We start from the raw sequence: 20,816 nt of genomic DNA on the forward strand, positions 1-20,816 counted from the left end.
CAGGATGTTCCGGAACATAAAACAACAATAATAGGTTCAAGCATCAGGAGCGTGAGATACGACAGGAGTCATATCTAGTACCCAAATACGAAAAAGCCCAACAGGATGTTGGGCTTTTTTTATTGCTGTTTAAAAATATGTTTAGGCTAAACCTATAGAGGACTATGCGCCTGTTCTTGCTTTTTATGACGTATCCAACGTACCGCTAAAATAACCGCAATCAGCACTACTACCGCAACAAGCGCAGGAACTAACAAAGCTGAAACCGAAAGTAAGATTGCTCCAATCCACTCCCCTGTAGCAACAACAAAATTTCCTAAACCGCCTGTGGTTGCAGTTGAAACACCACGTGCAGCGACTGTACTCATTTGCACCACACCTGCCGTACCACCGCCCACAATAATCGCTGCCGCCCAACCTGCGAACTGTGACATTTCACCACTACTCACGACCATGGTCGTTAACGTACCCGCAATCATGGCCGCAGGAGTCGCGACTGTGTCTAAAGCATTATCGACCCAAGGAATATAATAAGCGGCAACTTCACAAACTGTTGCCACAGCCAAAGCCAAGCAAACCGATGGCATAGCCAACCACTCAAAACCTTTTGATGGTTCAAACCATCCCATCATTGTTGCAATGCTCATCACCAAGAGCGGTACAAACACGCGAAAACCGCAGGCAGCGCTCAGGCCCACGCCAATACATAAACCCAATATAGTTTCCATAACGGTTTCCTTTTTCATGCCCATCGCGGGTCTTGTTATGTAAGTCTTATTTTAAACTAACAAAAAGCCCCATCGGGTGACAGGGCTTTTTGTTAAATGCGAACGCAAATATTATTTTATTCTTAACGTTTAAACTCAGTGCAATAGCATTTAGTGCATGGTGGTAAACGATCTGTATTAATTTCTAAAAACACTCTCTGGCCACATTGAGCGCAGAAATAGAAGCCTGTTCCGGGTTTTTCGCCAGCTGTTACCATGATTGCATTCCTATAATCGTATAGATATTAAACAGGAATATAACCCAGTTAGAGTGATTGTCAATTGTCCATTTCGCCCGATGATGATGGCATAAATGCAAAAAATGTTATTTGTACGATTTATCTTACAAACTTTTAGGGATTTTGCGGATTGGCGATCCCCTGCTTTTTTCCTATAATGAGTTCATACAGGGACAGGATGTTCCGGAACACAAAACAACAATAATAGGTTCATGCATCAGGACGTGAGATACGACAGGAGTCATATCTAGCAACCAAATACGAAAAAGCCCGACAGGATGTCGGGCTTTTTTATATTCTTATTTTTCTGCTAAATAACTTCTTACACGTGCATCATTGAGTAAAGTCATTACCCCTTCTGCAATACATCCATTTAAATCTTGTACTAACACACCACTCGTATGAGGAACGGTAAATGGAATAGTTTGTCCATTTCCTAAAGTCGCTTCGAATTTAATTTTACTGCGCCAGAAAAGCAGATTGGTGTAGGTACTACGTAATGAATTTACTTTAATCGCAATCGATTTCGATCCATTACCCTCAACAGGTTGACCATTTTTCAATAGTTCTTTTTGAGTCTGTTGTACCATCGTTTCTGTAATAGACTTAATACTAGAGTCCAATTTTGTGCCCATATAAGAATATACAATCACTCGTTCATCTGAAGTTTGAGCATTGGTCACATCTGCCTTACCAATAACCTTCACAGGTTGAATTAAACCTGCACGTAAAGGGTACTCTGTACTTACATAAGGCATCGTCCCACAAGCAGTTAATATAAGAGAGCAAATTGAAATAATGAGTAAGTTACGCATTGATATTTTCCAAGAAATCTATTGTGATTTATATTTAAGTGTAAGAGCCGCGTATCTTAATGTAAGTTAAAGAGAATTTGATGACAAAAACAAAATAGTTTTAAAAAATATAATATATGCAGTCATTTTTTATAATTAATTATCTACGTATAAAAAATAAAAACCCCACTCTAAAGCGGGGCTTTTAAAACCGTATCAATTATTTTTAACTCAATATTAAGCCACTTGGCCTTCTAGAAAGTCCTGCGCAAAACGCTGTAATACACCGCCCGCTTCATATACAGAAACTTCTTCTTCTGTATCTAGACGGCAAGTCACAGGTACTTCAAGAATCTCTTCTTTACCATCCGCTGTGGCACGTTCAATCACTAAGGTTAAAGTCGAACGTGGCGCAATATTACCAATCACACTATAAAGCTCAGTACCATCTAGTTTTAAAGTCTTGCGGTTTACACCCGGTTTAAACTCAAGTGGTAACACACCCATACCCACCAAGTTAGTACGGTGAATACGCTCAAAACCTTCTGCCACAATCGCTTCAACACCTGCAAGGCGTACACCTTTCGCAGCCCAGTCACGGCTTGACCCCTGACCGTAGTCAGCACCCGCGATAATAATTAACGGCTGTTTACGGTTCATGTAGGTTTCAATTGCTTCCCACATACGCATCACTTCGCCTTCTGGCTCTACACGCGCTTTTGAACCTTGCTTAATGGTACCGTCTGAACGAACCACCATTTCGTTATACAGTTTCGGGTTGGCAAATGTTGCACGTTGTGCAGTCAAATGGTCACCACGGTGCGTTGCATATGAGTTGAAGTCTTCTTCTGGTACGCCCATTTTGTGAAGATATTCACCCGCAGCCGAGTCCATCAAAATCGCATTTGAAGGCGACAAGTGGTCGGTAGTGATGTTGTCACCCAAAATCGCAAGCGGACGCATGTTTGCTAAAGTACGTGGTGCAGCCAACGCCCCTTCCCAATATGGTGGACGGCGGATGTAAGTACTTTGCGGACGCCAATCGTAAAGCGGGCTTTTCGCTTGCTCAACTTCGCCCAAGTCAAACATTGGAATGTAGACTTTACGGAACTGTTCAGGCTTCACGGCTTCTTTTACTAATGCATCAATTTCAGCATCAGATGGCCAGATGTCTTTGAGGTAAATCGGGTTACCTTCTTTGTCATGACCTAACGCATCTTTTTCGATGTCAAAACGGATCGTACCTGCAATTGCATACGCTACGACAAGCGGTGGAGATGCCAAGAACGCTTGTTTTGCATATGGATGGATACGGCCATCGAAGTTACGGTTACCAGACAATACTGCTGTTGCGTACAAATCACGGTCAATAATTTCTTGTTGGATTACTGGATCTAACGCGCCCGACATACCATTACAAGTCGTACAAGCATAAGCCACAATACCAAAACCAAGTTGTTCTAAGTCTTTTAGAACACCTGCTTCTTCAAGATAAAGTGCAGCCGCTTTTGAACCCGGTGCAAATGATGATTTCACCCAAGGTTTACGAACTAAACCAAGTTCATTTGCTTTACGCGCCAACAAACCTGCCGCCACGGTGTTACGTGGGTTAGAGGTGTTGGTACATGAAGTGATCGCAGCAATAATGATTGCGCCATCTGGCATTAAGCCGTCAGAACGGTTTTCAACAACACCCGCAATGCCTTTTTCTTTTAGGTCCGCAGTTGATACACGTGCATGAGGATTTGATGGACCAGCGATGTTACGTGTCACTTTTGATAGGTCAAAACGAAGTACGCGTGGGTACTCTGCTTTGGTCATATCAGATGCCCAAAGGCCGATTTCTTTTGCGTACTGTTCAACCAATGCCACTTGAGCATCTTCACGGCCTGTTAGGCGTAAGTAGTCGATTGTGTTTTGGTCGATGTAGAACATTGCAGCCGTAGCGCCATATTCTGGTGTCATGTTCGAAATGGTTGCACGGTCACCCACAGACATACTGTCAGCACCTTCACCAAAGAACTCAAGGTAAGCACCCACTACGCGCTCTTTACGCAAGAACTCTGTTAGAGCAAGTACGATATCTGTTGCGGTAATGCCTGCCTGACGCTGACCTACAAACTCAACACCAATAATGTCTGGTAGACGCATCCAAGATGCACGGCCCAACATCACGTTTTCAGCTTCTAAGCCACCAACACCCACAGAAATTACGCCTAAAGCGTCTGTATGTGGCGTGTGTGAGTCTGTGCCTACACATGTGTCTGGGAATGCTACGCCATCACGCGCCTGAATCACCGGAGACATTTTCTCTAGGTTAATCTGGTGCATGATGCCATTCCCCGCAGGGATTACATCGACATTTTTAAATGCTGTTTTAGTCCACTCAATAAAGTGGAAACGGTCTTCGTTACGGCGGTCTTCGACAGCACGGTTTTTTGCAAAAGCGTCTGGGTCAGCACCACCGTATTCCACCGCTAAAGAGTGGTCGACAATGAGCTGAGTCGGCACAACTGGGTTAACTTTAGATGGGTCACCGCCTTTGTCAGCAATCGCATCACGCAAACCTGCAAGGTCAACCAATGCAGTTTGACCTAGAATGTCATGACACACCACGCGCGCAGGATACCAAGGAAAGTCCAAGTCCTGACGGCGCTCAATCAACTGTGTTAAATAAGCAGTTAAGTTCTCGGCATCGGCACGGCGTACCAATTGCTCTGCAAGTACTTTAGAGGTGTAAGGCAGTTTTTCGTATGCGCCTGGCTGAATATCTTCAACGGCTTGACGCACGTCGTAATATTCAAGCTGGGTACCTGCCAGCGGTTTACGGTATTTTGTGTTCATTAACCACGCTCCGCCAATGGTTTGAATTTGAGGTTTTCAGGGCCTGTGTAGTTCGCGCTTGGACGAATGATTTTGCCGTCTTGGCGTTGTTCAATCACGTGCGCTGACCAACCTGCTGTACGTGCAATCACGAACAATGGTGTAAACATGGCAGTTGGAACACCCATTAAGTGATAGCTTACTGCACTGAACCAGTCGAGGTTCGGGAACATGTTTTTCACTTCTTTCATCACTGCTTCTAAACGCTCAGCGATAAGGTACATTTTGGTGTTCTCTTGTGCTTCTGCTAAGTCATGCGCAACTTTCTTGATCACTTCGTTACGTGGGTCAGAAACTGTATATACAGGGTGACCAAAACCAATCACGACTTCTTTATTTTCAACACGTTTACGGATGTCAGCTTCAGCTTCGTCTGCGTTGTCATAACGCTGTTGAATCACGAATGCAACTTCGTTTGCACCACCGTGCTTAGGTCCGCGAAGTGCACCAATACCGCCTGTAATTGCCGAGTACATGTCAGAGCCAGTACCTGCAACCACACGTGAGGTAAATGTAGATGCGTTGAACTCGTGCTCAGCATACAAAATAAGAGAGGTATGCATTGCTTGAATCCATTCTTCAGATGGTTTTTCGCCATGAAGTAAATGTAAGAAATGCGCTGCAATTGAGTCGTCATCTGTTTCAACTTCAATACGACGACCGTTATTGCTGAAGTGATACCAATAAAGCAGCATTGAGCCTAGGCTTGCCATTAATTTATCAGCAATGTCTTTTGCGCCCGCTTCATTGTGGTCTTCGTGTTCTGGTGTTAAACAACCTAGCACTGATACACCTGTACGCATCACATCCATTGGGTGTGCAGACGGAGGAAGTTGTTCAAGTGCAGTTTTAAGTGCTGCTGGTAAGCCACGAAGTGCTTTTAATTTTGCTTTATAGGCTTTGAGTTCAGCTTTGTTTGGTAATTTGCCATGTACGAGCAAGTGAGCAACTTCTTCAAACTGGCTACCTGCCGCAAGGTCAAGAATGTCATAGCCACGATAGTGCAAGTCGTTACCGCTACGTCCTACGGTACAAAGTGCTGTGTTGCCTGCAACTTGTCCGCTAAGTGCAACTGATTTTTTTGGTTTGAAGCCTGTTGTTGTTTCATTTGAGCTCATAAGATTGTCCTTTCCTATCTATTTAAATTATTTGGGAAACACGGCATATGTACCGTGTTTTACTTCTTATTTCTTTTTAGCAAATGCGTTGTCTAAGTAGTCTTCAAACGCATAGTAATTAATGCGTTCATATAACTCTTTACGCGTTTGCATAATATCAACCACGTTCTTTTGTGTACCTTCTTTACGTAAGGTTTCATACACAGTTTCGGCTGCCTTGTTCATGGCACGGAAAGCAGAAAGTGGGTAAAGCGCAAGGCTTACGTCAGCAGATGCTAACTCTTCAGTGGTAAACAGTGGCGTAGAACCAAACTCTGTGATGTTTGCCAAAATTGGTGCGCCTGTCTTTTGAGCAAATTGCTTGTACATATCAAGCTCGGTAATTGCTTCAGGGAACAACATGTCTGCACCCGCTTCAATGTAGGCACCTGCACGGTCAATTGCAGCTTGTAAGCCATCTACAGCCAATGCATCGGTACGTGCCATAATCACGAAGCTGTCATCACCACGCGCATCAACCGCAGCTTTAATACGGTCAACCATTTCTTCTTGAGTCACAATGGCTTTGTTCGGACGGTGACCACAACGTTTTGCACCCACTTGGTCTTCAATGTGCATTGCCGCAGCACCAAACTTGATGAGCGCTTTTGTAGTACGTGCAATGTTAAATGCAGAAGCACCAAAACCTGTGTCGGCATCGACTAATAATGGAAGATCACATACATCAGTAATACGGCGTACGTCGGTCAACACATCATCAAGGTTACTAATTCCCAAATCAGGTAAACCTAAAGAACCAGCGGCTACACCACCACCTGATAAGTAAATCGCTTTATAACCTGCACGTTTTGCCAAAAGTGCATGATTGGCGTTGATGGTTCCAACCACTTGTAATGGCTTTTCTTGGGCTACTGCATCGCGAAATAGCTGACCTGCGGATTGTTTAGCCATTGTTATGTTCTCCTTGTGCTTGTAGCAGTGTTTGCTCAATAATTTTGTAAGAAGCATTGATATGTCGATGCATGAGCAGCTCGGCAAGTTCACCATCGCCTTCTGCAATTGCATCTAAAATACGGATATGTTCGTCCCAAGCTTTGCTCGGTCGATCGGGTGTGTTTGAAAACTGAATTCGGTACATACGGATGAGGTGATAAAGCTCATCACATAGCATTTTTTCTAGGGTTTTATTGCCACTACTTTTGATAATGCAGTAGTGAAAATCGTCCTGTCCTTCTTGCAAGTAATATCCTTTACCTGCTTTAAAGTTTTCATCTTCAGCATGCATACGCAAAACATCACGTAGTGCCAAGATTTGCTTTTTATCAATATGCTGTGCAGCAAGATTACAGGCCAAACCTTCTAAAGAAGCTCGAATTTGGTAAAGCTCTTTGAACTGTTGCAGTGAGAGCGAAACCACGCGCGCTCCCACATGTGCAGTACGCTCAACCAAACGTTGCCCTTCAAGGCGATGAATCGCTTCACGCAAAGGCCCACGGCTAATGCCATAAGTCCTAGCCAGTTCAGGCTCAGAAATCTTGCTACCTGCCGGAATTTGACCCAAAACAATCGCCGTCTGTATTTGTTTAAATACATTCTCAGTCAGTGTTCTTCCCTGACTTTGTAGAGGCTCTGGTGCGTAGGTCAAATCTTGCATATTGTCGACAATTTTTAATCAATTATGAGTTTTATAGCGGTATGAATGAAAAAAATCAAGGTGATTGTTGACACTTTACAGAACGCATCAGGTCAATTTTTATCGTTAGACCTGTTCTCTCACCTTATATTTACAGCATTACACCACCTACCAATTAGTACTTATAAAACAGATATTTAATATTATTTTACCTATAGGTTTATGGCACTTTTTTAGCTGCTTTTCGACCTCTAATCTTTTGTTTCAAACTTTAGTCTACAACCAATGTATTACAGCAAGATTGTAGACAATCTGCTTGAATGAAAGCATGAGTTATAAATTAGTATCTATTTACCGTAATTTCTTTTAAATCTTTTTATCATTTTCATCCAGAAAATATCGATATTAGTGAAATTATCAGGTGCTTCACGGTAGCTTTATTGATACATTATTGAACATCGACATAGTTGTGGCGTATTTTTCGAGACAGAAAAAACCCAGCACTATGCATATTGTTGAATGAAAGGACTTTTTTGATGTTTCAACATATCCCCCCATACGCAGGCGACCCAATTCTCTCTTTAATGGAACAGTTCAACGCTGATACTCGTTCTGGAAAAGTGAACTTGAGTATTGGTCTTTATTATAACGAAGACAGTATTGTTCCTCAGTTAGAGACCATTATTGAAGCGCAAAAGCGTATCGAGCCTAAAAACGGTAAAACCAAACTTTATTTGCCAATGGAAGGCTTCAAACCTTACCGTGAAGCAATTCAAGCACTTTTATTTGGTGCAAACAGCCCAGCAGTTAAAGCTGGCCGTGCTGTAACCATCCAAACGCTCGGTGGTTCAGGTGCATTAAAAGTTGGTGCGGACTTCTTAAAAACTTATTTCCCAAATTCAGACGTTTGGGTAAGCCAACCAACTTGGGACAACCACGTTGCGATTTTCAATGGCGCTGGCATCAAAACTCATTTCTACCCATACTTCGACAACGAAACTCGTGGTGTAGATTTTGACGGTATGCTTTCTACACTTAAAACTTTGCCTGAGCAAAGCATTGTGTTATTGCACCCATGCTGCCACAACCCAACGGGTGCTGACTTAAACCCAGCGCAGTGGGATCAAGTGATTGCAGTATTAAAAGATCGTAACCTTATTCCATTCCTAGACATCGCTTACCAAGGTTTTGGTGACGGTATGGAAGAAGATGCGTATGCAATCCGTGCTTTAGACCAAGCGGGTCTAAACTTCATTGTGAGCAACTCGTTCTCTAAAATCTTCTCTTTATATGGCGAGCGTGTTGGCGGCTTAACTTTCGTATGTGACGATGCAGAAGCTGCTCAGTGCACATTCGGTCAGTTAAAAGCGACTGTACGCCGTATTTACTCTAGCCCTCCTACTACAGGCGCTTGGTTAGTTGATGAAGTGTTAAATGACGCTGAACTTAACCAACAATGGCAAGGCGAAGTAAAAGAGATGCGTGAGCGTATTATTAAAATGCGTAGCATCTTGAAAGACGAACTCACTAAAGCACTACCAGACCGTGACTTTAGTTACCTTGTAAACCAAAAAGGTATGTTCAGCTACACAGGTTTAACTGCTGAACAAGTTGATATCTTGCGTGAAGAATATGCAATCTACTTAGTACGTAGTGGCCGTATTTGTGTAGCAGGCTTAAACATGAACAATGTTTACACTGTTGCTAAAGCAGTTGCAGAAGTGCTTGCTAAATCAGTAGAAGCAGCATAAATCATCTATAAAAAAAGGCGCTTCGGCGCCTTTTTTTATGTCTCGATATTAAGATTTAGCTTTGCCCCAATACTTCAGTTTTGAGGTATGCCCAATCCCCACATTAAAGCTATTGGTTGGGTCGAGTTTTTGGTAGAAATTGGCTAAGGCAGGCTTGGCAATATAGAGATGCCCGACATTATGCTCTGCCGGATATTCAGCACGGCGTGCATCGAGTAACTTCCACATTTGATGTTCCATTTCTAATGGGTCATGGCCCTTTTTAAGAATATAATCCTGATGAAAAACGTGACAAAAGAAATGCCCATAATAGAGTTTATGGATGATTTTATTTTCCATCTCGGCTGGTAATTGCTCTACCCACTCACGGTCATTACGACGTAACGCAATATCAAGCGCCACAATATCTTCAACTTCACTACGGTGCGTATCCCGATAACGAATTGCAGCTCCTGCAATCGCAAAACGGTGCAAGAACGCCTTTCGGCCTTCCTCTTCACTACAGACGAAATAGCTACCTGACGGATGCACTGCAAAATATTCTTTTAAAAACTGCTCGGTCTGAGCTTTCGAATTACTTTCAACACGCAGCACTAAATGGTGCTCATAACGATCTCGATATTCGGTCATACGCTTCGGTAAATGACTCGGTAAAAAGAAGGTAATCGCCTGTAAAATATGATCCGTTAAGCCTTTAATTTTAAATCTTTCTAAAAAACCATCGACTTTGTCTTTCATCGCGAAGGCTTTTGGAACATTGGCTGTACCAAATTTCTCAATAAATAAGAACGTGTCTTTTCCGTACTTCTCACCAATTAAATAAGCATCTCGGTGAATATATTCGCCTGCAATCGGTAGACTTGGCAGTGAGGTCAGTAAGTAACGACGAATCGCTGTTAAATCATCGGCATCATTAGTCCCAATATAAAAGACATTGCTCTCTACTTTTTCATAAGTATCGAGACGTACCGCAAACACACAGACTTTACCAGCCGAACCCGATGCCTCAAACAAACGTGACGGATCTGCATTAAAACGAGCAGGTGTATCTTCATCAACTTGCGTCACATCATGCGCATAGCGATGGTCGGACGCCTGCTTTTCGCCATCATCTAAAATATCTACGGCTTGATATTTCTGCTTCTCTAATCGAGTCAAAATTTCTTCAGGAGTCGAACCTAAATTCACCCCTAAATGATTCACTAGTTCTAATTGACCAGCAGCATTCACCTGAGCATATAACGCCAGTTCAGTATACGCAGGACCACGGCGTACCAAGGCACCACCAGAGTTATTACACACACCGCCAAGTACCGATGCACCAATACAAGATGAACCAATCACGGAATGTGGTTCACGATCATAACCTTTTAAAATTTGCTCTAAATTATCTAAGGTCGCACCCGGTAAACAAATCACTTGCTTACCCTCGTGAATGACCTGAATCCCCTTTAATCGGCGGGTACTCATGACCAAAAGAGGACGATCATAATCATCACCATACGGGGTTGAACCACCAGTAAGCCCTGTATTGGCCGCCTGCATAATCACAATACAGTCTGCCTCAATTGCAGCTTGGAGCACCTGCCATTGCTCTAGTAATGTGCCCGGTACCACCACAGCAAGCACTTTCCCCTCACCAAAACGACGACCTTGGCGGTACTGACGTGTGCTTTGATCATCGGTCAAAACATGCGAACGCCCTACAATGTTTTGTAAACGTTCGATCACTACTTGAGGAGAAAATGTTTGCATGATGGTTTCCTTTTGGTCATCCATATCACATTGTTTTTTAAATTTAGAGAAACACGACAGAGTCTTACCGTTTCTAATTTATATTTAATTAGCTCATTCTCTAATTCGAATCAGCCCTATATTTACTATCGCGGTTGGCGGCAGGGATGCCGCCGTTTCGATGCGGTAGCAAGGACGTACCGTCATCGAAACAAAGGTTTTTGGTTACTTTTGACCTTTCAAAAGTGACAAATGCCTATACGTAAAACATTAGCAAATCACCAAATTTTGAGGCTGTGCTTACTGCTTCACTTACTATGTCTTAAAGACCTTGTTTAATCGCCTGTACTAAACAATCCGCATTAATATCCGAAATCGACTTAGCACCTGTCAGCGTCATCGCAACACGCATTTCTTTATCAATTAAATCAAGTAAGTTCGATACGCCTTGCCCACCTGCTGCTGCCAAGGCATACACAAATGCACGACCAAGTAACACTGTATCAGCACCGAGCGCTAACATCCGCACCACATCTAAACCATTACGAATGCCTGAGTCAGCTAAAATCGCTAAATCACCTTTTACCGCATCAGCAATTGCAGGCAATGCACGAGCAGACGACATCACGCCATCTAACTGACGACCACCATGATTCGACACCACAATACCATCTGCACCAAAACGCACAGCATCTTTGGCATCTTCAGGGTCTAAAATACCTTTAATTACCATTGGACCATCCCAGAACTCACGTATCCACTCAAGGTCTTTCCATGAAATTGATGGGTCAAAGTTCGAGCCTAACCAGCCAATATAGTCTTCAAGCCCAGTCGGTTTACCTAAATATTTAGAGATATTACCCAAGTCATGCGGACGACCCATTAAGCCGACATTCCACGACCAATGTGGATGGAACATCGACTGCATATAACGACGCATTGCAGCATTTGGCCCACTCATACCCGAATGGGCATCACGGTAACGCGCCCCTGGCACAGGCATATCTACGGTAAACACCAGTGTTGAACAACCCGCCGCTTTTGCACGTTCCAAAGCATTACGCATAAAACCACGGTCACGTAATACATAAAGCTGGAACCACATCGGACGGTTAATTGCAGGTGCAACTTCCTCAATCGGACAGACAGAAACCGTTGAAAGCGTAAATGGAATACCTTTTTTATCGGCTGCCATCGCGGCCTGCACTTCACCTCGGCGTGCATACATACCCGTTAAACCGACAGGCGCCAAAGCAACTGGCATCGACAATGTTTCATTAAATAGTTTTGTCTCTAAACTTAACGCTGACATGTCATTGAGCACACGTTGACGCAATGCAATTTCTGACAAATCTTGTACGTTACGCTTTAAGGTATATTCCGAATACGCTCCACCATCAATGTAATGAAATAAAAATGGGGGTAAGCGACGTTGTGCCGCAGCACGATAATCATTGCCAGAAGAAATAATCATTTTGAATCAACTCTATTTAAACGATTTGCACGTTTCTGGCGAGCTTCGTCTTCATCCAGAGAACGCACATGATTAATCACAAATTCAATATGACCGCAGACAGCTTGGCGTGCGGCCTCGGGATCTTTACGATCAATAGCATCCATCACCTGAAAATGCTGCTCGCTCAGCAAGTCACCATTGACGGGATCGTTATAAACTTTTTTACGCCCTAACAAGACGTTGTATTGCAGCAAATCAAACAAGCTACGCATCATTTGAATCAGCACCACATTGTGAGATGCTTCAGCAATTGCTAAGTGGAATTCAGCATCTGCCACAGCAGCCTGTGCTGAGTCACCTGCATTTTGATGGCGACTAATTTCATTAAAATAATGACGGATTTTGGCGCGATCTTCAGGCGTTGAGCGCAATGCGGCATACCATGCCGTGCCACCTTCAAGTAATAACCGCGCCTCTTGCACATCAAAACGGTAAAGCGGATCTTCTTCAATCAAGTTACTAATTGGGTTCACAATCAGTTGCTGTGGCCACTGTTCAGGTAACTGCTGAATATAAGTCCCATCGCCACGGCGGCTACTGAGTACACCTTGACTATTAAGCTGCTGAATTGCTTCACGCAAAGACGGACGAGAAACCCCTAAGCTAGTTGCAAGCTGGCGCTCAGCAGGCAAACGGTCACCTTTTTTCATGTGCCGCTCTTCAATTAATGCCTGCAATTTCATGACCACTTGATCGGAGATTCTCATCGCGTTTCCTTCACTGAAGTTATGGAATCATCCACGGAACCAGATAAGCCTGAACCGTAATAATGATGCCAACAAAGACAGTGAATATGATGCTATGTTTTACCGTGAAACGGAACAAGTCAGATTCTTTTCCAACTAAGCCTACTGCTGCACACGCAATCGCAATTGACTGTGGAGAAATCATCTTACCTGTCACGCCACCACTGGTATTAGCAGCTACCAATAACACTTCTGGAATACCAATCTGCTGAGCTGTGGTCGCCTGTAATGCCGAGAACAAAGCATTTGAAGAGGTATCTGAACCTGTAAGGAACACACCAAGCCAACCCAAAAATGGTGAGAAGAAAGTAAACGCATGACCCGTATGCGATAGAGCCAAAGCTAAAGTTGCAGATAAACCTGAATAGTTCGCAATAAAAGCAAACGCCAACACCATACCAATCGAGTAAATCGGTGTTTTCAACTCATTGAGTGTTTCACCAAAAGTCGTTACTGCTTCACTTGCTTTCATTTTCAAGAAAATAGCAGTGATGATTGCAGCAATAAAAATTGCAGTACCTGTTGCAGAGAACCAGTCAAACTTATAAATCGCTTCATATGGCTTCATCTCTGCCACAATTGGCGGCATTTTTTCGACCAATTTATGCAAGTACGGCACTTCAAGTTTAAAAATCCAGTGTTCAAGAGCACCATCTTTTGCAAATAATGCTTTAAATGGCTTAACACTCCAGATGGTGACCATCACCGTTAAGATTGCAAATGGAGACCACGCCTTAGCAATTTTCCCAATACTGTAACGTTGAACCGTTGTAGGTTGCTGAATTAGAGTTTGGCCAGCTTCAGGTTCAAAGCGGAAAATATGTTTTGGTTTCCAGAAACGGAACAACACAGTCAGGCTGACCAATGAAGCAATTGCAGCGGTAATATCTGGTAATTCAGGGCCAATAAAGTTAGATGTAAGATATTGGGCAATCGCAAAAGCGCCACCACCAACCAATACAGCAGGCCAAGTTTCTTTAACACCACGCCAGCCATCCATAATCGCCATGATCCAGAACAACACGATCAGCGTTAAAAATGGCAACTGACGACCCACCATCTGGCTAATTTCCATGGTGTCTACGCCTGACACCTGCCCCGCCACAATAATTGGAATACCCATCGCACCAAATGCCACTGGCGCGGTATTTACAATCAAGCATAAACCAGCAGCATAAAGTGGCTTAAAGCCTAAACCTACAAGGAGTGCAGCCGTAATTGCCACAGGAGCACCAAAACCCGCTGCTCCTTCAAGGAAAGTACCAAATGCAAAACCAACGAGTAACATTTGCAGACGTTGGTCTTCGGTAATTGACAAAATACTTGAGCGAATAACCTCAAACTGGCCTGTTTTTACCGAAATCTTGTATAGAAAAACTGCCCCGATAATGATCCATGAAATTGGCCATAGACCGTAGAAGAAACCATAAATGATCGACGCGAATGCCATTTGACCCGGCATTTGATAGAAAAAGAGAGCAATCAATAATGCAATAATGACTGTGCCCGTACCCGCGATACTGCCTTTTAAACGAAAAACAGCCAATGCCAAAAAGAAGAAAATAATCGGGATTAATGCAACCGCACTGGACAGCCAAATATTATTTAAAGGGTCATAAAGTTGTTGCCACATATTGAGCATTGTCATCTCCTTGAAATGCCGGGGCGAATTTTTGTACCTTAAATTCTTAAACATTTAACACAATTGGTATGACCAATTAAAAATTAAGTGCAAATGTTGTTCCTTAAACCACAGACCGCATCATAAACACAGATATTAGCAAGATCAATCGTTAAATAACCACTAAAATTGGTATGACCAATAACACTAAGTAAAATCAAGCTATTTCGAGCTTATGGTTTTATTTATTAGACTAAAGTCGTAAAAAGTATTCTTATAAATTTAAATCTGAGCTACAGAAATGAACCGTAAAAATTGAATATAAAAACTATAAACATAACCATTTATTAAGAAATGTATAATAATGCTCAAAACTTAAATCATTTGTATTGAACTGAATAATGACTACTTTAACGTGTTTTAAAGCTTATGATATCCGAGGCAAACTCGGCACCGAATTGAATGAAGAAATTGCCTATAAAATTGGCCGTGCTTACGGGCAAATCTATAAACCAAAGACTGTAGTAGTCGGTTGTGATATTCGTCTAAGCAGTGAAGATTTAAAACAAGCGACCATCCGTGGTCTAAATGATGCAGGTGTGAATGTTCTTGATTTGGGCATGACGGGTACCGAAGAAGTTTACTTCGCTGCTTTCCACTTAGATGTACAGGGTGGTATCGAAGTTACTGCTAGCCATAATCCAATGGACTATAACGGCATGAAATTAGTTCGAGAAAATGCTCGTCCAATTAGTGCAGATACTGGTTTAAAAGAAATTCAGGCTTTAGCAGAAACAAATAACTTTGAAGAAGTTAGTCAAAAAGGCACAACTCAAAGTTATAACATTTTACCTGAGTTTGTTGATCACTTAATCACCTACATTGAACCTGCAAAAATCCACCCACTTAAGTTAGTGGTAAATGCTGGTAATGGGGCTGCGGGTCATGTGATTGATGCCATTGAAGAAAAATTTAAAGCGCTTAACGTACCAGTTGAATTTATTAAAATTCACCATGAAGCAGATGGTACTTTCCCAAATGGAATTCCTAACCCAATTTTAATTGAAAACCGTGACAGTACTCGAAATGCTGTAATTGAGCATAAAGCAGATATGGGAATTGCTTGGGACGGCGACTTTGACCGCTGTTTCTTATTTGATGAAAAGGGACAGTTCATTGAAGGCTACTATATTGTTGGTCTATTGGCTCAAGCTTTCTTGATTAAACAGTCAGGCGAAAAAATTGTGCATGACCCGCGTTTAGTGTGGAACACATTTGATATAGTGGATGAATACAAAGGTATTGCCGTCCAGTCAAAATCTGGTCATGCATTCATTAAAGACGTGATGCGTGAACATAATGCCGTATATGGCGGAGAAATGAGTGCACATCACTATTTCCGTGACTTTGCTTACTGCGACAGCGGGATGATTCCATGGTTACTCACTGTTGCCCTAATTTCTGAAACAGGAAAATCTCTTTCAACGCTCGTTGAAAATATGATTACCAAGTTCCCTTGTAGCGGTGAAATCAACTTTAAAGTAGCCGATACACAAATCACTATTCAAAAGATTTTCGATTTCTATGATGATCAAAATCCACAAATTGACCGTACTGATGGTGTAAGTCTAGACTTTGGTGCATGGCGCTTTAATGTCCGTGCGTCAAATACTGAACCTTTGCTACGTCTTAACATTGAAAGCCGTGCGGATCGCCAAGCCCAGCCAATGCAACATTATGTAGATGAGCTGACTGGGTTGATTCAGAACTAATTCATAATAAAAAAGGAGCTATCAGCTCCTTTTTTATTAGTATTTAATTATATCCATTAGGATTCTGCTTCTGCCAATTCCAGCTATCAGCAAGCATATCTTCTAAGTCATATTGAGGCTGCCAATAGCAACTTGAGTCACATATGTCATAAACTATTTGGAATACCTTGTGGATCTTCACCAATACGTCCGCTCTTATGTACACCTACTGGATTAAAATAACGAAGCAATGCGATTGACCACTCTGGGACAACTTTTGCAATAATTGCTCAACACATATGTGTAAACCAATATATTCTACGTCCCATGACTAAAATTTTAGCCATCTACTTTTCCTAATAATATTTTAATTAATCCACGCGTTGAAGCATCAAGTGTTGAAAGGTCATTTTGAATACCATTTAAAATCGGAAGTAACTGATCAGCAATCTGTTTACCTTTCTCAACTCCCCATTGATCAAATGGATTAATATTCCAAATCACGGACTGTACAAAAACTTTATGTTCATATAAAGCAATCAGTATTCCTAAATTATACGGGTTTAACTCATCTAATAATAATGTAGAACTTGGCTGATTACCCTCATATTGCTTATAAATTGGTAAATTCTCTAATTCACTTGGGTCTAAAGCATCATTACCAAAGGCTAATAATCTTGATTGTGCTAAACAATTTGACAGTGCAAGATGATGTTGTTCAACTAGAGCTTCTGCATTTTCAACATAGGTAAAATGATCTGCGTTATAACGTTGAATTGGCGCAATAAAATCACAGGTTACTGCTTGTGAACCTTGATGTAACAACTGATAGAAAGCATGCTGAGCATTGGGTCCTACTTCACCCCACACAATTGGGCAAGTATCTAACTCAACCTTCTGGCCACTGCGTTGCACCGACTTACCATTAGACTCCATTTCTAGTTGTTGCAAATAAGCTGCAAAATACTTTAATCGCCCATCATAGGGTAATACTGCATGGGTCTGAATATTTAAAAAGTTATTATTCCAGACTCCTAATAATGCCATCAAAACTGGGATATTTTGATCAAAACTCGTATTTTGAAAATGCTCATCGACGGCATGAGCACCTGCTAAAAGTTGCTGGAAGCCTTCCACACCAATTGTCAAAGCAATAGGTAAACCGATACAAGACCATAAAGAATAACGCCCACCTACCCAGTCCCACAGTAGTAACTGGTTTTCAGGCGCGATTCCCCATTCAGACATTTTGTCAGATTTTGTAGATACACCAATAAAGTGACTTTTTAATACACGAGCATGTGTTCCTAATGCCTTTTCAAGCCACTGACGAACTGTTTGTGCATTTGATAAGGTATCAATCGTACCAAAAGATTTAGATGAAATAATAAACAAAGTTGTTTCAGGACGAAGTTGGTGGAGCAACTCAGATAACTGACTACCGTCCATCGTAGACACAAAGTGAATATTTAAAGGTTTAGCGGTTTTTACCTTAAAATCAGATAAAGCATGCGTGACCATTTGTGGTCCTAAATCAGAACCACCCACCCCAATATTAACAACATCTTGAATCACCTCACCAGTTGAACCCCGATATTGCCCTGCATGGATTTTTTCCACTAAGGCATACATACGTTGTAACTGACTATGAACTTGTTCTGTTAAATCTGGGAACTTCGAATAGTTAACAGGCAAACGTAGTGCCCAGTGCATTGCCTCACGTTGCTCAGTACAGTTAATTTTATTTTTTGAAAAAAGGCGATTAATCCATTCAGTTAAATTTTTAGTATTTGCAAGAGCTATTAACTGTCCCAGAATATCTTTGGTTAAGCGGTGCTTACTATAATCAAAAAATAATTGATCAAATTTTACAGAATAATTTTGAAAACGATCTGGCTCTAAAGCAAATAACTCTTTTATATGTAATTTTGAGTTTTTTTCACCCAGAGTTTGAAGATGAGTTAAAGGTGAGACTAATTCCTTTGGAAATTGCTCAATTGATTTACTCATAAGCGACCTACTCCTTCATAAGCAAAACCTTTCGCCTTTACATACGCAGGATCATAAATATTACGTCCATCTAAAATTAAAGGATGCTTCATTAACTGTTGTAGTTGCTTAAAGTCAGGACTCCAATATTGCTTCCATGCCGTGACTAGACATAGCGCATGAGCATCTCGTACCGCCTCATATTGGTCCGTACATAAAATTAAATCTTCACGATGCCCATAAGTTGCAGCTATTTCATCTAAAGCTTGAGGGTCATGCAGACGTACTATTACCCCCTGTGCCCATAATGCAGCTAATAAAATATGAATCGGTGAGTTATGTATATTCGAAGTATTTTCTTTAAAAGAAGCTCCCCAAATCGCAACTGTTTTGCCATTTAGACTACAGTGATAATAATTCCATAACTTACGAAATAAAATTTCTTTCTGCTGCTCGTTAATCGCCCAAACCTGTTCTAAAAGGCGGCTTTTTGTTCCAGTTTCAGACACAGTACTCGAAAGTGTTAAAATATCATGCGAAAAGTTCTCACCGCCAAATCCGACACCCGGCGATAAATATGCAGCACCAATACGTGTGTCAGCAGCGATACCATGCTTTACATTCGCAATATCAATACCTAACTTTTCAGCGACCATAGCCAAGTCATTCATATAACTAATGCGGGTAGCCAACATGCCTGAAATACTCAGTTTGGTGAACTCAGCATCTAAAATCGGCATAAATAAATATTGATAACTAAATTGGAAAAAAGGGCGCAATAACTCTTGCATGGTTTCACTTGCATCCCTAGATTCAACACCAACAATGACATGTTTTACATTCAATACACTGTTGATAGCATTACCTTCCTGAATCACATCAGGAAGGTAAACCCACTCATCTTTTGGCAAATGTTTTTTTAATTTCTCCGTACCATGCAAACCAAAAGTAGAACCATTAATCATTAATCGAGGATGAACAATAGGTCGTTCGCTCAACTTCTCAACTGTTTTTAACGCAAGTTCAATTTGTGTTGGACTAAAGCAAAATAAATAAACTTCAATATCTAAAGGAATCTCAGAAAAAGCACTTTCTTTTAAAAACCCCGCTTTCCGCTGCTTATTTAAATAATTATTTACGTCTTGATCTTGATATGAAAGTACAGAAATATTTTCTTCACAAGTGACACTAGTACACCAGTAAATTTGATTACCATATTCAGCTAATAGTGCTGCCATCACACCGGCATGTAACGTTGTTCCAAATACTGCGATTTTCATTGCACACCTGATTTTTTCGTATTTTATAGAATTCTCTTCCCTTTACAGGAAGAGAATATACTGCACAGCTACTATATTCAGTAGTTTTTACAAATACTTAAGCAGAACTACAAAACTTTATAATTTAAGTTCTTGAATCAGCTGTTTAAATTCTAATCCTAACTTAGGGTGTGCAACACCATAATGTAGTACAGCTTTCAAATAACCGAGCTTACTGCCACAGTCAAAAGTTTGGCCTTGCATCCGATAGGCTTCAACGGTATCAGTTTCTTGAAGCATCGCAATAGCATCAGTTAACTGAATTTCATTGCCCGCGCCTTTCGGAGTATTTTCCAAAAGCTGCATAATCTTAGCAGGTAAAATATAACGCCCCACCACAGATAAATTAGAAGGTGCAGTACCTATAGCAGGTTTTTCGATAATTCCCTGCATAGCAATACTTTCACCCTCATTTGGGCTCTGCTTTACATCAACAATTCCATACTGATCTACAAGATGGTCTGGTACTGCCTCAACCATGATTTGAGCAGCTTGACTTGATTCATAGCGTGAAATCATACGTGATAAATCATTTTTTCCTGAGTTGTCTTGCACCAATACATCTGGCAATAACACAGCAAAGTCATCTTGCCCAACAATACTTTTTGCACATAAAACCGCATGTCCTAAACCTAAAGGCTGAGGTTGTCTTACACTTACCACACTTACATGAGATGGAATAATCTGCGTAATTTCTTCAAGTAAATCGAACTTTTTCTTTTGCTCTAGAGTCGTTTCTAGTTCAAAGTTTCGATCAAAATAATTTTCAATTGATGCCTTAGATGAATGAGTTACCAAAATAATTTGCTCAATTCCAGCCTCTACAGCTTCACGCACTACATATTCAATTGCAGGACGATCAACCACTGTAACCATTTCTTTGGGAATTGACTTACTTGCTGGTAAAAAACGTGTACCTAATCCAGCTACAGGTAAAACTGCCTTTTTAATCACA

Annotated in this window: 16 protein-coding genes and 1 pseudogene; 2 read left to right on the plus strand and 15 right to left on the minus strand. The window is 41.5% G+C overall.

Going from position 1 to position 20,816, the window contains the following annotated elements; all coding sequences use genetic code 11:
* Positions 1-152: 152 nt before the first annotated feature.
* From K6I41_RS18660 to K6I41_RS18690, 7 genes are all read right to left on the minus strand, one after another.
* Positions 153-728 carry a DUF4126 domain-containing protein gene (locus K6I41_RS18660; protein ID WP_250374948.1) on the minus strand — a complete coding sequence of 192 codons (576 nt, stop codon included), beginning with the start codon at positions 726-728 and terminating at the stop codon, positions 153-155.
* Positions 729-850: 122 nt separating this feature from the next.
* Positions 851-985: a zinc ribbon-containing protein gene (locus tag K6I41_RS18665; RefSeq protein ID WP_004640417.1), complete on the minus strand. Its 135-nt coding sequence runs from the start codon at positions 983-985 to the stop codon at positions 851-853.
* A gap of 320 nt (positions 986-1,305) precedes the next feature.
* On the minus strand, positions 1,306-1,821 hold the full coding sequence (locus tag K6I41_RS18670) for a hypothetical protein (protein ID WP_250374949.1): 516 nt from the start codon (positions 1,819-1,821) through the stop codon (positions 1,306-1,308).
* Positions 1,822-2,037: 216 nt separating this feature from the next.
* On the minus strand, positions 2,038-4,644 hold the full coding sequence (gene acnD, locus K6I41_RS18675) for a Fe/S-dependent 2-methylisocitrate dehydratase AcnD (protein WP_002120741.1): 2,607 nt from the start codon (positions 4,642-4,644) through the stop codon (positions 2,038-2,040).
* The gene (prpC, locus tag K6I41_RS18680; protein WP_032005713.1) at positions 4,644-5,801 is read right to left on the minus strand and encodes a bifunctional 2-methylcitrate synthase/citrate synthase; all 1,158 of its coding nucleotides are present in this window, start codon (positions 5,799-5,801) and stop codon (positions 4,644-4,646) included. Before prpC ends, acnD begins: the two co-directional genes overlap by 1 nt.
* A 66-nt stretch (positions 5,802-5,867) precedes the next feature.
* On the minus strand, positions 5,868-6,752 hold the full coding sequence (gene prpB / locus K6I41_RS18685) for a methylisocitrate lyase (protein ID WP_004706036.1): 885 nt from the start codon (positions 6,750-6,752) through the stop codon (positions 5,868-5,870).
* A complete protein-coding gene (locus K6I41_RS18690; protein ID WP_068524002.1) occupies positions 6,745-7,455 on the minus strand; it encodes a GntR family transcriptional regulator in 711 nt (236 codons plus the stop codon). The genes prpB and K6I41_RS18690 overlap by 8 nt, the downstream gene beginning before the upstream one ends.
* 515 nt (positions 7,456-7,970) lie before the next feature.
* Here K6I41_RS18690 and K6I41_RS18695 point away from each other — a divergent pair.
* Complete coding sequence (locus K6I41_RS18695) at positions 7,971-9,185, plus strand: amino acid aminotransferase (protein ID WP_005309021.1); 1,215 nt, start codon at positions 7,971-7,973, stop codon at positions 9,183-9,185.
* A 48-nt stretch (positions 9,186-9,233) separates the two neighbouring features.
* On the opposite strand, the gene dld is transcribed toward K6I41_RS18695, so the two are convergent.
* From dld to lldP, 4 genes are all read right to left on the minus strand, one after another.
* Complete coding sequence (gene dld, locus K6I41_RS18700) at positions 9,234-10,940, minus strand: D-lactate dehydrogenase (RefSeq protein WP_250374950.1); 1,707 nt, start codon at positions 10,938-10,940, stop codon at positions 9,234-9,236.
* 301 nt (positions 10,941-11,241) lie between these two features.
* Positions 11,242-12,393, minus strand: coding sequence for an FMN-dependent L-lactate dehydrogenase LldD (gene lldD, locus K6I41_RS18705; RefSeq protein WP_005079601.1), 1,152 nt, complete (start codon positions 12,391-12,393; stop codon positions 11,242-11,244).
* Positions 12,390-13,124, minus strand: a complete 735-nt coding sequence (gene lldR, locus K6I41_RS18710) for a transcriptional regulator LldR (protein ID WP_240617567.1) — start codon at positions 13,122-13,124, stop codon at positions 12,390-12,392. The genes lldD and lldR overlap by 4 nt, the downstream gene beginning before the upstream one ends.
* A gap of 37 nt (positions 13,125-13,161) precedes the next feature.
* Positions 13,162-14,829 carry an L-lactate permease gene (gene lldP, locus K6I41_RS18715; RefSeq protein ID WP_171056861.1) on the minus strand — a complete coding sequence of 556 codons (1,668 nt, stop codon included), beginning with the start codon at positions 14,827-14,829 and terminating at the stop codon, positions 13,162-13,164.
* Between the two features lie 374 nt (positions 14,830-15,203).
* Here lldP and K6I41_RS18720 point away from each other — a divergent pair, with 374 nt between their 5' ends.
* Positions 15,204-16,574, plus strand: a complete 1,371-nt coding sequence (locus K6I41_RS18720; protein ID WP_250374951.1) for a phosphohexomutase domain-containing protein — start codon at positions 15,204-15,206, stop codon at positions 16,572-16,574.
* Between the two features lie 120 nt (positions 16,575-16,694).
* Here K6I41_RS18720 and K6I41_RS18725 read toward each other — a convergent pair.
* The 4 genes and pseudogenes from K6I41_RS18725 to galU form a co-directional block, all read right to left on the minus strand.
* A pseudogene (locus K6I41_RS18725) lies at positions 16,695-16,854 on the minus strand (UDP-glucose 4-epimerase); the annotation flags it as partial.
* Positions 16,855-16,892: 38 nt separating this feature from the next.
* The gene (gene pgi, locus K6I41_RS18730; protein WP_151989235.1) at positions 16,893-18,563 is read right to left on the minus strand and encodes a glucose-6-phosphate isomerase; all 1,671 of its coding nucleotides are present in this window, start codon (positions 18,561-18,563) and stop codon (positions 16,893-16,895) included.
* Positions 18,560-19,822, minus strand: a complete 1,263-nt coding sequence (locus K6I41_RS18735; protein ID WP_250374952.1) for a nucleotide sugar dehydrogenase — start codon at positions 19,820-19,822, stop codon at positions 18,560-18,562. Before K6I41_RS18735 ends, pgi begins: the two co-directional genes overlap by 4 nt.
* A 117-nt stretch (positions 19,823-19,939) precedes the next feature.
* A complete protein-coding gene (gene galU / locus K6I41_RS18740; RefSeq protein WP_199987948.1) occupies positions 19,940-20,815 on the minus strand; it encodes a UTP--glucose-1-phosphate uridylyltransferase GalU in 876 nt (291 codons plus the stop codon).
* Between the last annotated feature and the right edge of the window lies 1 nt (position 20,816).

Source organism: Acinetobacter sp. AS23 (assembly GCF_023612055.1).
GTDB classification, from domain to species: domain Bacteria; phylum Pseudomonadota; class Gammaproteobacteria; order Pseudomonadales; family Moraxellaceae; genus Acinetobacter; species Acinetobacter oleivorans.

Coding starts and splice junctions, on each gene's coding strand:
- acnD (WP_002120741.1), bottom strand. CDS start 4,644: ATGAACACAAAATACCGTAAACCGCTGGCAGGTACCCAGCTTGAATAT.
- K6I41_RS18720 (WP_250374951.1), top strand. CDS start 15,204: ATGACTACTTTAACGTGTTTTAAAGCTTATGATATCCGAGGCAAACTC.
- K6I41_RS18690 (WP_068524002.1), bottom strand. CDS start 7,455: ATGCAAGATTTGACCTACGCACCAGAGCCTCTACAAAGTCAGGGAAGA.
- prpC (WP_032005713.1), bottom strand. CDS start 5,801: ATGAGCTCAAATGAAACAACAACAGGCTTCAAACCAAAAAAATCAGTT.
- K6I41_RS18735 (WP_250374952.1), bottom strand. CDS start 19,822: ATGAAAATCGCAGTATTTGGAACAACGTTACATGCCGGTGTGATGGCA.
- K6I41_RS18670 (WP_250374949.1), bottom strand. CDS start 1,821: ATGCGTAACTTACTCATTATTTCAATTTGCTCTCTTATATTAACTGCT.
- pgi (WP_151989235.1), bottom strand. CDS start 18,563: ATGAGTAAATCAATTGAGCAATTTCCAAAGGAATTAGTCTCACCTTTA.
- K6I41_RS18695 (WP_005309021.1), top strand. CDS start 7,971: ATGTTTCAACATATCCCCCCATACGCAGGCGACCCAATTCTCTCTTTA.
- K6I41_RS18665 (WP_004640417.1), bottom strand. CDS start 985: ATGGTAACAGCTGGCGAAAAACCCGGAACAGGCTTCTATTTCTGCGCT.
- lldP (WP_171056861.1), bottom strand. CDS start 14,829: ATGACAATGCTCAATATGTGGCAACAACTTTATGACCCTTTAAATAAT.
- dld (WP_250374950.1), bottom strand. CDS start 10,940: ATGCAAACATTTTCTCCTCAAGTAGTGATCGAACGTTTACAAAACATT.
- K6I41_RS18660 (WP_250374948.1), bottom strand. CDS start 728: ATGGAAACTATATTGGGTTTATGTATTGGCGTGGGCCTGAGCGCTGCC.
- prpB (WP_004706036.1), bottom strand. CDS start 6,752: ATGGCTAAACAATCCGCAGGTCAGCTATTTCGCGATGCAGTAGCCCAA.
- lldD (WP_005079601.1), bottom strand. CDS start 12,393: ATGATTATTTCTTCTGGCAATGATTATCGTGCTGCGGCACAACGTCGC.